Here is a 13843-nt window from a genome sequence, read left to right on the forward strand (position 1 = left end):
GGCCGTCATTCTACAGGGGCGGGCCGCTGCACACCGGGCGGGCACTTGTAGCGCTTGTAGCCCCAGATGTACTGCTGCGGATATCGCCGCACCAGCGCTTCGACATTGCGGTTGATCGCTTCGACCCGCTGCGCCGTGTCGCCCTCGACCGGCACGCCGGGTTCGATGAAATGCACGTGGAAACCGCGCCCGGCCGGCAGGCGCTCGGCGAACACCATGATGGTGCCGGCCGCCATCGCGGTGAGCCGGGCGGCCAGCGTCATCGTGTAGGCGGGGCGGCCGAAGAAGTCTGCCCACATGCCTTCGCCGTTGGCCGGCACCTGGTCGGGCAGGATGCCGACCAGCCCGCCGTCCTTGATCGTGCGCAGCAATCGGCGCACGCCCGAACCATCGGCCGCCGCCAGCGACACGCCGTCGCCGTCGCGCCCCTGCTCCATCAGCGGACGCAGCCAGTCCTGGCGCGGTGCGCGGTAGAGCACGGTGATCGGGATGCGCGAACCGATCAGCCGGGCGGCGATCTCGAAGGCGCCCATGTGCGGCGTCAGCAGCACCACGCCGCGGCCGCTGGCGTGCAGTCGCTCGACGTGTTCCCAGCCGCTGACCTCGACCACGCCGGCCACCACGGCCGGCCGCGGCCGCATCCAGATCCACGGCAGTTCGAGCATGGCGCGGCCGGAATGGGCCGCCGCCTCGCGGATCAGCGCGGCGTCGGCGCCCGGTATCGCCGACGTCAGATTGCGGTCGAACTCGCGCCGGAACCTGGCGGAGCGCGCATGGATCAGACGCCCGGCGATGGCGCCGATCGCCTGCAGCGTGCGCAGCGGAAGGTGGGAAAGCAGCCGGAAGGCGCCCATGGCCACCCGGCTCGCGAGGTCTGACATGGAAAAAAGCTGGATTCGCGAAAACGACAGGACGCGGTAGACTACTGTTTCCGCCGAGTTAAACGAGACAACTTGCAGGGCGGATTAAAAATACTGCTAAAGCGTCGCCTGCTCGCTTCCCGGGGCTGGTTCGACGAACCGCAACAGGGAAGTTACAAGGAGCAGGTGCATGTCAGAGTATTTCTTCACTTCGGAGTCGGTGTCCGAAGGCCACCCGGACAAGGTGTCCGACCAGATTTCCGACGCCATCCTCGACGCCATCCTGGCGCAGGACCCGACCGCTCGTGTCGCCGCCGAAACGCTGTGCAATACCGGTCTCGTCGTGCTGGCCGGTGAGATCACCACCACCGCCAACGTCGACTACATCCACGTCGCGCGCGACACGATCAAGCGCATCGGCTACGACAACACCGAATACGGCATCGACTACAAGGGCTGCGCCGTGCTGGTGGCCTACGACAAGCAGAGCCCGGACATCGCCCAGGGCGTGGACCGCGCCAGCGACGATTACCTTAACCAGGGTGCCGGCGACCAGGGCCTGATGTTCGGCTACGCCTGCGACGAGACGCCGGTGCTGATGCCGCTGGCGCTGCACCTGTCGCACCGCCTGGTCGAGCGCCAGGCTCACCTGCGCAAGGACGGCCGCCTGCCCTGGCTGCGCCCGGACGCCAAGAGCCAGGTCACCATCCGCTACGTCGACGGCAAGCCGGAGCGCATCGACACCGTGGTGCTGTCCACCCAGCACGCGCCGGACATGTCGCTCGAAGCGATCCGCGAAGCGGTGATCGAGGACATCATCAAGCCGGTGCTGCCGCCGGAACTGGTCAAGGGCGAAATCAAGTATTTGGTGAACCCGACCGGCCGCTTCGTCATCGGCGGCCCGCAGGGCGACTGCGGCCTCACCGGCCGCAAGATCATCGTCGACACCTACGGCGGCGCCGCACCGCACGGCGGCGGCGCCTTCTCCGGCAAGGACCCGTCCAAGGTCGACCGCTCGGCCGCCTACGCCGGCCGCTACGTGGCGAAGAACATCGTCGCCGCCGGCCTCGCGTCGAAGTGCCAGGTGCAGGTGAGCTACGCCATCGGCGTCGCCCAGCCGACCTCGGTCATGGTCGAAACCTTCGGCACCGGCAAGATTTCGAACGAAAAACTGACCGAACTGGTGAAGCGCCACTTCGACCTGCGCCCGAAGGGCATCGTGCAGATGCTCGACCTGCTGCGCCCGATCTACCAGAAGACCGCCGCCTACGGCCACTTCGGCCGCGACGAGCCGGAATTCAGCTGGGAAGCGATCGACAAGGCAGCCGCACTGAGGGCCGACGCGGGCCTGTAGCCGGTCAGTCAGCGCGTCGCACGACGACAAGGGCCGCATTGCGGCCTTTGTCATTTTTAGCCGCATGACCGGCCACGCTCACTCCACCGGATGCCGCCCCACGAACGCATCCACCGAGTTCTCGGCGATGCGGGTCCACAAGTGCTGCTCCGAGCGGAAGCGGTTCCACGGCTCGAACACCTTGCGGAACTGCGGGTTGGCGGCGGCGGTTTCGCGGTACAGCGCGAACGCCTCCTTCTGCAGCGCGAGCAGGATGTCGCGCGAGAACATGCGCAGCTGGGCGCCGCCTTCGATCAGCTTCTTCATCGCCGCCGGATTGCGCGCGTCGTAGCGCGCCTGCATGCCGATATGCGCCGCAGCGCAGGCGGATTCGAGGATCTGCCGGTACTCGGCCGGCAAGGCGTCATACGCCTGCCGATTGACGTAGATGGTCAGCTGCGGGCCGGCTTCGGCCCAGCCCGGGTAGTAGTAATAGGGCGCGACCTTGTAGAAGCCGAGCTTCAGATCGTCGTACGGCCCGACCCACTCGGCGGCATCGATCGCCCCCTTTTCCAGCGCCGGATAGACGTCGGCGCCCGGAATCTGCTGCGGCACCACGCCCAGTCGCGACACCACCTGGCCGGCGTAGCCGCCGATGCGCATCTTCAGACCCTTGAGGTCGGCCACGCTGCGGATTTCGCGGCGGAACCAGCCGCCCATCTGGGCGCCGGTGTTGCCGCAGGGGAAATTGACGACGTTGTAGCCGGCGAACAGTTCGCGCATCAGCGCCATGCCGCCACCATCGACCAGCCATGCCGCCTGCTGCCGGCTGTTCAGGCCGAAGGGCATGGCGCAGTCGAAGGCGAAGGTGGGGTCCTTGCCGATGTAGTAGTAGGACGCCGAGTGGCCGCACTCCACCGTGCCCTCGCGCACCGCGTCGAGCACGCCGAAGGGCGGCACCAGTTCGTTGGCGGCGAACACCTGGATCTGGAAGCGGCCGCCGGTGGCGGCAGTGACCTGCTGCGCCACCTGTTCGGCAGCGGCGTACAGCGCGTCCAGCGCCTTCGGGAAACTCGACGCCAGCCGCCAGCGGATGGCCGGCTGGGCGCCGACGACCGCCGGTGCGCCGGCAAGCGCGGCGAGTGGCGCCGCTTTCAGGAAGCCACGCCGATTCGTCATCTCGACAGCACCCTCTCACGTCGCACGGCACGAAGCCCCGTATCGGTCCCGCGCCGCCCGCCGGGCCGCCCCAAAGGGTGTAGCGGGGATTTCGGCGAGCACTGCTCGCCGCCCGCGCAACCGGTCGGCTGTGTAAAGCCGACCGTGGACCAGCGCAGCCCCCTCGGAGGGGGGTGAAGCCGGGGTTTCGCGGCGCACGCGCCGCGCCGGCTGAACGGCCCGGCTGTGCAAAGCCGGGCCACGCCCCAAGGGGTTTCGCGGCGCATGTGCCGCGCCTGCCGAACGGCCCGGCTGTGCATAGCCGGCCCTGTGCGAACGAAGTGAGCGTGGGGGCTCACACTCAGGCGCCGGCGATCCGCATGCGGTCGATCAGCACCGAGCCGCTCTGTTTCGAGCCGCGCACCAGTGCGTCGGCGCCGACTTCCTGTATGCCCATGAACATGTCGCGCAGATTGCCGGCGATGGTGATTTCCTGCACCGGGTAGGCGATTTCGCCGTTCTCGATCCAGTAGCCGGCGGCGCCGCGCGAATAGTCGCCGGTCACGTAATTGACGCCGTGGCCCAGCAGTTCGGTCACCAGCAGACCGCGCTTGATGCCGCGGATCAGCTCATCCAGGCTCTTCTTGCCCGACTGCAGGATGAGGTTGTGCGAGCCGCCAGCGTTGCCGGTGGTTTCCATGCCCAGCTTGCGCGCCGAGTAGGTGCTCAGGAAATAGCCGTTCAGCACGCCACCCTGCACCACTTCGCGGTCGCGCGTGGCGACGCCGTCGTCGTCGAACATGCCCGAACCCATCGCGCCCGGCAGGTGCGGCCGTTCGGAAATGTTGATGTGCTTCGGGAAGATCTGCTTGCCCAGACTGTCGAGCAGGAAGGAGGACTTGCGGTACAGCGCGCCGCCGCTGGTCGCCTGCACGAAATGGCCGAGCAGACCGATGGCCAGCGGCGCTTCGAACAGCACCGGCACGCGGGTCGTCTTGACGCGCCGTGCGCCGAGCCTCGACAGCGCGCGGCGCGCGGCGTAGTCGCCGATCGCCTCCGGCGCCGGCAGGTCGTGGGCGTTGCGGCGGCTGGCGTACCAGTCTTCGCGCTGCATGCCGTCACCTTCGCCGGCGATGACCGAGCAGCTGATGTACTGCCGCGTGCTGGCGTAGCCGGCCATGAAGCCCAGGCTGTTGGCGGAAATGAATTGCGACTGCTGGGCCGACACCGAAGCGCCTTCCGAATTGCGGATGTCGGGCGACACGCCGAAGGCGGCGTCCTCGCAGCGGCGGGCCAGATCGATGGCCTGTTCGACCGGCAGTTCCCACGGGTGGAACAGGTCGAGGTCGCGGAATTCGGTGGCCAGCAGCGATTTGTCCGGCAGGCCGGCCGCGTCGTCTTCGGCGGTGAAGCGGGCGATCGACAGCGCGGCATCGACGGTGGCGCGCATCGCGTCCAGCGAAAAGTCGCTTGAACTGGCGTAGCCGCGGCGCTGGCCGACATAGACGGTGACGCCGATGCCCTTGTCGCGGTTGTACTCGATGGTTTCGACCTCGCCGCGGCGCACGGTGACCGACTGGCCGAAGCCTTCGGACACGTCGACTTCGGCGGCAGTCGCGCCACCGGCGCGGGCATGATCGAGAAGCTGTTGCGCGATATCGCGCATGCTGGCGTCGGTATAGCTGAAACCCTGTCGGGACATGGCGGATTCGTGGTCGGGCAAAGGCTGCAATAATAGCCGCTTGCCACGCTCTGCCCCGTCCTCTGTATCCCAATGCGCCCCAAATCGATATCCACCACCGAAAACCCCGACGATCAGGATCTGCCGGACCGTCCGAGCAAGAGCCAGCGGAAGCGCGACGCCCATGTGCTGCAGGACATCGGTACGCAACTGGTCGCGCTGTCGGCCGAACAGATCAAGCGCATCGACATGCCGGAGAACCTGCGCATCGCCATCACCGAAGCGCAGCGCACGCGCAGCCACGAAGGCCTGCGCCGGCAGATGCAGTACGTCGGCAAGGTGATGCGCGGCATCGACACCGCGCCGCTGACCGAAGCGCTGGACGCCATCCACGGCCGCTCCGCCCGCGCGGTCGCGCGCGAACAGATGCTGGAACGCATGCGCGAACGGCTGATCGCCGACGAACAGGTGCTGGGCGACATCGCCGCCCAGTGGCCGGGCGCCGACCTGACCCATCTGCGCACGCTGCGTCGCAACGTGCTGCGCGAACGCGAACTGAACAAGCCGCCGCGCGCCTTCCGCGAAATCTTCCGCGTGCTGCGTCAGCTCGACAACGCGCAGAGCGGCGAAGAGGACATCGAACCCGAACAGGACGAGAACGACGATGAGTGACACACAGGATCTGCTGACGGTCGGTCTGGTTTCCGTTTCCGACCGCGCATCGAGCGGCGTCTACCAGGACCAGGGCATCCCGGCACTGAAGGAGTGGCTGTCGGCCGCGCTGAAGAATCCGGTGCTGTTCGAAACGCGGCTGATCCCGGACGAACAGCCGCAGATCGAAGCGACGCTGATCGAACTGTGCGACAGCGCCGGCTGTGATCTGGTGCTGACCACCGGCGGCACCGGCCCCGCCCCGCGCGACGTGACGCCGCACGCCACCATCGCCGTGGCGCACCGGGTAATGCCCGGTTTCGGCGAACAGATGCGGCAGATCAGCCTGCGCTTCGTGCCGACCGCCATCCTGTCGCGGCAGACCGGCGTAATCCGTGGCAAGACGCTCATCCTCAACCTGCCGGGCCAGCCGAAGTCGATCAAGGAAACGCTGGAAGGCGTCAAGGACGCCGACGGCAATCCGCTCGTGCACGGCATCTTCGCCGCCGTGCCCTATTGCATCGACCTGATAGGCGGGCCGTACATCGAGACGGACGACAGCGTAGTCAAGGCCTTCCGTCCGAAATCGGCGATCCGCGCCGCGAAAACCTGAGCTCGCCGAGCCGCAGCGGCCGCGAGTCGCGCGCCCACCGCTGTGGGAGCGGCCTTGGCCGCGACACGGCCACTGCGGTCCGCCGGCTTCGATCCAGGCCCGCTGTCGGGGTCAGAAGACCCCTCCCACAGAACCCCGGCCTGGGTTCAGGTCGACGTCGGGATCAGAGGGCCCCTTCCAAAAAATTCCACGGCCAGCCCTGCGCCAAACCCGACCTTACCGCACCAGAAACGGCAGATTGGCGGTCGCCACCTTGCCGGTCCGGTCCGTCACCGTGATGAACAGGCGGTAGGCGCCGGGCACGGCCGGCGCGATGAAGCGCACGCTGCGCGCGTCGGCGTGCAGCACGCGCACCGGGATGTGGGGCGGCACGACCTCTTCGTCACCGCCGAGGCGCAGATCGGTCGCTTCGGCCCATACCGTCCATTCGGTCTTCAACGCAGAACCATCGGACGACTGCGCATCGACGCCCGCCGACACCTCGCCCCCAGCCGGAAACTCGTCGGCCGCGATACCGATGCCGAGAACGCGTGGCGCAGCCACTTTCGGCGGGCGGCCCCAGGCGTCCGCCAGCGCATCGGTCATCGCGGTCGGTCTGCCGACGTCGAGCAGGCTGTGCCAGGTCGCGGTCTGTTCCTGTTTCTCGCCCCACAGAAAGGGAAAGGCGGCGACGATCTGCGGCTGCCCGGCGACGAAAGCCAGCGCATCGCGATAGAAGTCCGCCTTCTGCGTGCTGGTCAGCTCCACCGGCGCGCCCCAGGGTTTGCGCCCGGCCTGCCACTGACCGAGCGGACCCAGTTCGGTCACCAGCACCGGCTTCGTGATGCCCAGCCGCTGCAGGCGGGCCGGCAGTTCGAAGATGGAACCGCCATACAGATTCAACCCCAACACATCGACATCGGGACAGCAGCCGGCAAGCGGCGCCAGCCATGCGTCGCTGTTGTCGGCAACCACCATGACGGTCGGGTGTTTCGCGTCGAGCGCCTTCACCAGCGCGGCGACGCGGTTCACTTCGTTCCACAGCGGTCGCGGATCGCCGACGCCGGTCTCGATCTCGTTGCCGATGCCCCAGGCGAGCAGCGCCGGGTGCTCACGGTAGCGCCGCACGAAATCCGCGATCCGCGCGTCCTGGGCGGCGACGAGCCGAGCGTCGCGGTAGTTGAATCCGTGCCGCGGATGGCCGAGCCACAGCCCCATCACCACCTTCATGCCCATCGTCTGCGCCGCATCCAGCACCCAGGCGTCGCTCTCGCGATAGACGCGCACCACGCGCGCGCCGGCATCGGCCAGCTTCTGCAGCGCCACGCGGTCGCCCTCGAAGGCCGCACCCTGCCAGGCGGGGTCGGCTGCGCGCCCGGGCAGCGGCAGGCACAGCAGTGCGACGAGGGTGAGCAGGGTCAGTGCCGGGGTGAATTCACGGAATGCCATATATATATGCACGACGCCGCCTGCTGGCGGCCACGAAGCTGAGAGGCACGTGGCCGTCCAGTGTTCCCGCCGATGCCCTCAGGCGGGCTGGGTCAGCGTCATCAGGATGTCCGCATACCAGGCGCAGTTCAGCCCCAGCGCCTCGTCCAGCTTGAGATCGCGCGTGCCGACATCGAGCCGTGCCGAGTGCACGCCGAGCAGCATCCACGGCAGGTCGCCGAGCGCGGCCGGGTCGTCGGGCACGCGCATCACCACCGGTGCGCCGCTGATGCCGCGGTGGGTGCGGGCGTCGGTCAGGAAGTAGCCTTCGCCCTGGAAGCGCAGACCGAAAGACGAGGCGATACCGGCCTGACGCACCACCGGCATGTGGTGCAGCGTGTCGTGGAAGCCGAGCGGGAAACCGACCACCAGCAGCGAACTGCCGACTTCGATGCGGTCGAGGTCGGCCGACAGGTGGGCCGGCGTGAAGGCGCGCCAGACCGCGGTCGGCGGCAGCGCGGCGCGGTCCAGTTCGATCAGCGCGACGTCGATGGCGCCAGCGCGATCCGCGCCCTGACGCCACAGGCTCTTGCCGTTGCGATAGAGCGGGATCGAGAAGCCGGTCGAGCGCGCCATGTTGGCGGCGTCGATATGCAATTCGATCTCGATGCGATCGGGAAAGTGACGGCTCGGCTGATCGACCAGAACGTGGCGGCTGGTGACCAGATAGAGCCGCCCGTCGCGCTCGAAGAAAAAGCCGCTGGCGTTGGTGAGCGCGCGTGCGCCATCGAACGTGCAGATGCGCGCAGCGGCGAGCAGGATGGGTTCTATCATCGGGTTCGGCGGCATGAAACGGCCCTCATTGTGAACGTCTTCGGCAGATATCCCGGCAGAAAGCCCGTAATCGGTGCATAGTGTTGGCCGGCGCCGCACGGTTTCATCCACTCCGGCCGCGCCGTCACTGCAGTTTTCCGGTTTCCTTCTCGCACAGACCTCGTCGTCGGCGACCCGAATCCCGTCGCATCCCAAAGCGATCCCGCAGTCAGCCCCCTGACGCTCCACGGCCCGCGCGCCTGCGGCCCGGCGTCCACTTTTCACGCCCACCCGGGAGAGCCGCAATGGCCAAGGAAGAACTGATCGACATGAACGGCGTAGTGACGGAAGTCCTGCCCGATTCGCGCTACCGCGTCACGCTGGAGAACGGCCACATGGTGGTCGCCTACACCTGCGGCAAGATGCGCAAGCACCACATCCGCATCATCGCCGGCGACAAGGTGTCGCTGGAAATGTCGCCCTATGACTTCAGCAAGGGGCGCATCACTTTCCGTCACATCGAAGGCCGTGGCGCAGCGTCCGCACCGGTACGCCGCACGCATTGAGTCCCTGCTGCGCGGTCAGCGTCCGCGCATCTTGCGGCGCTTTTCGTGCAGTTCCTGCGCCTCAACCGACATCGTTGCGGTCGGCCGCGCCAGCAGCCGGGCGAGCCCGATCGGCTCACCGGTGAATTCGCACCAGCCGTAACTGCCGTCGTCGATGCGCGCCAGCGCCTCGTCTATCGTGTGCAGGTGCTTGCGTTCGCGATCGCGCACGCGCAATTCCAGCGAGTGATCCTCCTCCAGCGACGCGCGGTCCGACGGGTCGGGCGTGCGCTCGAACTCGTGCAGGTGCTGCGTCGTTTCGTGCGCAGACTGCAGCAGCGCGTCGCGCTCGGCGAGCAATCGCTGCCGGAAGAAGGCGAGTTGCTCCGGCGACATGTACTCCGACGGCGGGGATGCGAGCAGGCGGGCTTCGACGTCCGCCTCGGCAAGGAGGGTAGCGCTCATGGTACGGGCCTTCCGGGTGAGCGGTGGATGGGCGCACGCAGCGGTGCGTGCCCGCCGGCCGCCGCAGGAATCGGCGATCCGGTGCGCTAAAGATACACGTCCCGGATGACGGCGGTGCGCACAACTTTTCCCGCTGCCGAAGAATACCGCCCGCCCGCGCCCGGCAGCGATTGACAGGGCCGCCGTCGCCGACGCAAGGTATGCGCCCCGCGATGCCCCGCCCACTCCTGTGCTCAGACTTCTCCACACCGCCGACTGGCAGATCGGCCGACAGTACGGACAATTCGACGCCGACGAGGCGGCGCTGCTGGCCGAAGCCCGCATCACAGCGGTCGAGCGGCTGGCCGCGCTGGCGACCGAGCAACGCGTCGATCTGGTGCTGGTCGCCGGCGATGTGTTCGACGCCCAGGGCATCGCCGACAAGACGGTGCTGCGGCTGTTCAACGCGACGCGCGCGCATGCCGGCCCGTGGGTCATGATTCCGGGCAATCACGACGCCGCGCTCAGCGAGTCGGTGTGGACGCGCGCGCAGCGGCTCAACGCGGTGCCCGACAACGTGCGCCTGTGCCTGCGCCCTGAGCCACTGCAGTTCGACGGACTGAACGCCGTCGTGCTGCCGGCGCCGCTGACCCAGCGCCACACCTACAACGACCTGACCGACTGGTTTGCCGCCGCCGACACGCCGGCCGGTGCGTTCCGCATCGGCATCGCGCACGGGGCGGTGCAGGGCCTGCTCGCCGAAGGCATCGATTCGGCCAACCCGATTGCCGCCGACCGCGCCGCACAAGCGCGGCTGGACTACCTCGCGCTCGGCGACTGGCACGGCTGCCGTCAGGTCGATGCGCGCTGCTGGTACAGCGGCACGCCGGAAACCGACCGCTTCCGCAACAACGATTCCGGCCGCGCGCTCATCGTCGACATCGACGCGCCGGGTGCCGTGCCGCGGATAACGCAGGTGGATACCGGCCGCTACCGCTGGCGCAGCGAGGCGTTCACGCTGCAGGTGGCGAGCGATGTCGATGCGCTGTGCGCACTGCTCGGAACGCTTGCAGCGGACGACGTGCTGCAGCTCGACATCGATGGCCGCACCGACCTCGACGGATTGAAGCGGGTCGGCGACGCGATCACGCAGGCGCGCGGCCGCGCACGCGCCGTGCTGGCCGAGCTCGACCGCGTGCGCATCGAACCGACCGCCGCCGACCTCGAACAACTGGCCGCCGAGGGCTACCTGGGCGAGGTGATCGCCGATCTGCGCGCCGCGCAGGACGGCGCCGACGGCGACACCGCGCGCGACGCGCTGGTGCTGCTGGCCGGCCTGCTCGATGCGCGCCGCGCGGGAGTGGCGCGATGAAGATCAGCCGCCTCCGCGTCGACCAGTTCCGCCGCTTCCACCAGCCCTTCGAATTGCGCGACCTCGACCCCGGTCTCAATCTGTTCGCCGGTCCCAACGAAGCCGGCAAGAGCACGCTGGTCGCCGCGCTGCGCGCCGCCTTCTTCGAGCGCCACCGCTCCGGCACGGTCGAGCATCTGCGCCCATGGAGCGATCCGGGTGCCTCGCCCGAAGTGGAACTCGATTTCGAACTCGACGGCCGCGACTGCCGCCTGAACAAGCGCTTCCTCGGCCGGAAGCGATGCACGCTGCAGTACGGCGAGCGCGCCTTCGACGGCGCCGAGGCCGAGGACTTCCTCGCCGAGCGGCTGGGTTTCGCCTTCGCGTCCAAGGGCGCCAGCAAGGCCGAGCACTGGGGCATTCCCGGCCTGCTGTGGATTGAGCAGGGCAGCGCGCAGGAGCTGCGCGATGCGGTATCCCACGCCACCGATCATCTGCGCAGCGTGCTCACCGCCTCGCTCGGTGAAATCGCGGGCGGCGACGGCGACGACATCACCGCCGAAGTGGAGAAGCTGCGCAACGAACTGCTCACCCCGTCCTCCGACCGGCCGCGCGGCGCCTGGCTGGAAGCCCAGCTGCTGTGCTCGCAACTGGCAGCAGAGAAGGCGGCGGTCGAAACCACGCTGCAGGACAGTCGGCAGAAGGTAGACCGGCTGGCACTGCTCCGCGCCGAGCACGCCACGGATGCCGCCGAGCGTCCCTGGCTGGCACTGCGCGCGCAGGCGGCGGAAGCGCGCGCGGCGCTGGCCGAGGCGCAGTCACTGCAATCGAGACTCGAGGGCGAACGCCTGTCGGCGCAGGGGCTGGCGCGGCAGGTCGAGCTCTTGCGCGGCCAGCTCGCGGCTTTCGACGCGGACGCGGCCGATGCCGCGCGCCGGGCCGAAGCGGTGTCCGTCGCGCAGCGTGCGCTGGACGCGGTGCAGGCACTGGCGGGGCCTTGGCAACAGCGCGAACGGGAGGCAACGCAGGCGCATGAAACCGCACGCCGCCGGCTGCAACAGGCGCGCATCCGCGACAACCTGCAGCAGGTCAGCCGCGAACTCGATGACGCACGCCGCAAGGCCGAGGCAGCGCAAGCCGCCAGTGCGCAGGCCGAGGCGGCACAGGCGCGCGTACTCGCGCTGCAGGCCGAAGCCGCCGCCTGCGAAATCCGCGCGGCCGATCTCACCGCGCTGCGCGAACAGGCAAGGCGCCTGCGCGAACTGGACATCCGTCGTGCAGCACTCGCCACCCGGCTGCGCTTCGCGCTCGACGACGGCCGCGAACTGCGCATCGCCGACGAGATCCTGACCGGCAGCGGCGAGCGACTGCTGCCTGAAGCGACAACGATCACTCTGCCCGGCCACGGTCGGCTGCGCATCGAACCGGGCGGCAGCGATGCCGCCGCGCTGGCGCGCGAAGCTGCGGAACTGGCCGATCGTCACGGCAGTGCGCTGGCCCGGCTCGGTCTCGTCTCGCTTGAGGCCGCCGAAGCGCGCCAGCAGCTGCATGCCCAGAAGCTGACCGACCTGAAGGCGGCTGAAGCGACCGTGAAGGCGCTGGCGCCGCGCGGCATCGATGCGCTGCGCGCCGAATGCAGCGTGCTCATCGGCCGGGTGGCCGAACTGACCCAGCGGCTGACGCCACTGACCGCCGAGGCCCAGGGCGCCGCCGACGCGGCCGACTTGCCGTCGGTGGTCGAGGCTGAAGGGGCCGAAGAGCGGGCGCGTCAGTCGCTGGCCGAGGCGGCACGCCAGCTGGGCGAGGTGGTCAGCCGCCGCGCGGCCGCGCAGGCAGTGCTCGAAGCCGCGCAGAGCGAGGCGGCAGCGGCCCGGGCGAGGCTCGACGATCCGGGTCGTGCGGAGCAACGAGCGGAGGCACAGCGCGCACTGGCCGACGAACTTGCCCGGCAGGCGGCCCAGGCGCAGCGGGTCGAGGCGCTGGCGCGGCAGCTCGAGGCGGCCCGCCCGCAGGCGCTGGAACAGGACGTGCAGCGGCTGGACCGCAGCGCCGAAATCGCCGAGAAGACCCGCGACCAGCGGCGCGACGAAATCACCCGGCTGGAGATCGAACTGGAAGCGGCTGGCGCCCAGGGCCTGGACGAACGGCATGCCGCCCTCGCGCGCGACCTCGCCGCGGCCGAACGCCGGCAGGAGCAGCTGGCCCGCCGCGCCCGTGCGCTGGACCTGCTGCTCGGCCGGCTGCGCGACAAGCGTCGCGCGCTGACCCAGCGCCTGCAGGCACCGCTGCAGAAGCATCTGAATCACTACCTCGGCCTGCTGTTTCCGGGTGCGCGCATCGCGATCGACGACAGCCTGAGCCCGGGCCCGCTCACCCGAGAGATCGCAGGCGGTGTGGAGAGCGGCGACGTCGACGCGCTCAGTTTCGGCGCGCGCGAACAGATGGGCGTGATCGCCCGCCTCGCCTACGCCGACCTGCTGCGCGAAGCCGGCCGCCCCACGCTCATCATCCTCGACGACGCGCTGGTGCACAGCGACGCCGCGCGGCTGGATCGGATGAAGCGGGTGCTGTTCGATGCCGCGCTGCGCCATCAGATCCTGCTGTTCACCTGCCACCCGGAGAACTGGCGCGATCTCGGCGTGGCGGCGCGCTCGCTCGCTTCAGTGGCGACGCCCGTCGGGCAGGGAGGGGTATGAGGATGTGGAGACAGACCGCGCAGGCTCGGTGTGCGTCGATTGGCCGCAGGCGGTTCGCACGACGCTGCGGGACCATGGCCGCGCTGACGGTCGAAAGGTTCGACGCCTATCTGTCGAGTTCGATGCGGGCTCGTGCGGCGTTCCTGACATCCGGGGATCTGCCGCCCGCCGGTCTTGACAGCATAGTGGCCTCGCGACGCCGCTGCGGCTTCAGTGATCCTAAGCGGTCGGCAGACGCGGAGTGAGTGCCCGTGTGCGCGGCAGCCGATAACCGCTTCCATTTCGATTCAC

Annotated in this window: 12 protein-coding genes; 6 read left to right on the forward strand and 6 right to left on the reverse strand. The window is 68.9% G+C overall.

The window, feature by feature from the left end:
• Positions 1–5: 5 nt before the first annotated feature.
• Entirely contained in the window at positions 6–881 is an 876-nt protein-coding gene (locus tag AC51BJ_RS14690) for a lysophospholipid acyltransferase family protein (protein ID WP_496280717.1), read from the reverse strand.
• Between the two features lie 169 nt (positions 882–1050).
• Between AC51BJ_RS14690 and metK the strand changes: the two genes are divergently transcribed.
• Positions 1051–2214, forward strand: coding sequence for a methionine adenosyltransferase (gene metK / locus AC51BJ_RS14695; RefSeq protein WP_020163016.1), 1164 nt, complete (start codon positions 1051–1053; stop codon positions 2212–2214).
• Positions 2215–2292: 78 nt separating this feature from the next.
• Here the strand turns inward: metK and AC51BJ_RS14700 are convergent, their stop codons facing one another.
• Positions 2293–3372: a TRAP transporter substrate-binding protein gene (locus AC51BJ_RS14700; protein ID WP_496280718.1), complete on the reverse strand. Its 1080-nt coding sequence runs from the start codon at positions 3370–3372 to the stop codon at positions 2293–2295.
• 340 nt (positions 3373–3712) lie between these two features.
• A complete protein-coding gene (gene pmbA / locus AC51BJ_RS14705) occupies positions 3713–5053 on the reverse strand; it encodes a metalloprotease PmbA (RefSeq protein WP_430432499.1) in 1341 nt (446 codons plus the stop codon).
• 72 nt (positions 5054–5125) lie between these two features.
• Here pmbA and yjgA point away from each other — a divergent pair, with 72 nt between their 5' ends.
• A complete protein-coding gene (gene yjgA, locus AC51BJ_RS14710) occupies positions 5126–5704 on the forward strand; it encodes a ribosome biogenesis factor YjgA (RefSeq protein WP_019915774.1) in 579 nt (192 codons plus the stop codon).
• Positions 5697–6296, forward strand: a complete 600-nt coding sequence (gene mog, locus AC51BJ_RS14715) for a molybdopterin adenylyltransferase (protein ID WP_496280719.1) — start codon at positions 5697–5699, stop codon at positions 6294–6296. Before yjgA ends, mog begins: the two co-directional genes overlap by 8 nt.
• A 216-nt stretch (positions 6297–6512) precedes the next feature.
• Here mog and AC51BJ_RS14720 read toward each other — a convergent pair whose 3' ends face one another.
• The gene (locus AC51BJ_RS14720) at positions 6513–7724 is read right to left on the reverse strand and encodes a glycoside hydrolase 5 family protein (RefSeq protein WP_496280720.1); all 1212 of its coding nucleotides are present in this window, start codon (positions 7722–7724) and stop codon (positions 6513–6515) included.
• A 78-nt stretch (positions 7725–7802) separates the two neighbouring features.
• Positions 7803–8537, reverse strand: coding sequence for a trypsin-like peptidase domain-containing protein (locus AC51BJ_RS14725; protein ID WP_496280721.1), 735 nt, complete (start codon positions 8535–8537; stop codon positions 7803–7805).
• Between the two features lie 284 nt (positions 8538–8821).
• Here AC51BJ_RS14725 and infA point away from each other — a divergent pair, with 284 nt between their 5' ends.
• Positions 8822–9082 carry a translation initiation factor IF-1 gene (gene infA / locus AC51BJ_RS14730; protein ID WP_020163009.1) on the forward strand — a complete coding sequence of 87 codons (261 nt, stop codon included), beginning with the start codon at positions 8822–8824 and terminating at the stop codon, positions 9080–9082.
• Between the two features lie 15 nt (positions 9083–9097).
• Here infA and dksA read toward each other — a convergent pair whose 3' ends face one another.
• On the reverse strand, positions 9098–9526 hold the full coding sequence (gene dksA / locus AC51BJ_RS14735; protein ID WP_425763493.1) for an RNA polymerase-binding protein DksA: 429 nt from the start codon (positions 9524–9526) through the stop codon (positions 9098–9100).
• Between the two features lie 229 nt (positions 9527–9755).
• On the opposite strand from dksA, the gene AC51BJ_RS14740 reads away from it, so the two are divergent.
• Both AC51BJ_RS14740 and AC51BJ_RS14745 read left to right on the forward strand, forming a co-directional pair.
• Entirely contained in the window at positions 9756–10877 is a 1122-nt protein-coding gene (locus AC51BJ_RS14740) for a metallophosphoesterase family protein (RefSeq protein WP_496280722.1), read from the forward strand.
• Entirely contained in the window at positions 10874–13552 is a 2679-nt protein-coding gene (locus tag AC51BJ_RS14745; protein ID WP_496280723.1) for an AAA family ATPase, read from the forward strand. Before AC51BJ_RS14740 ends, AC51BJ_RS14745 begins: the two co-directional genes overlap by 4 nt.
• Positions 13553–13843 lie beyond the last annotated feature (291 nt).

Source organism: Methyloversatilis sp. S146-33 (assembly GCF_059552495.1).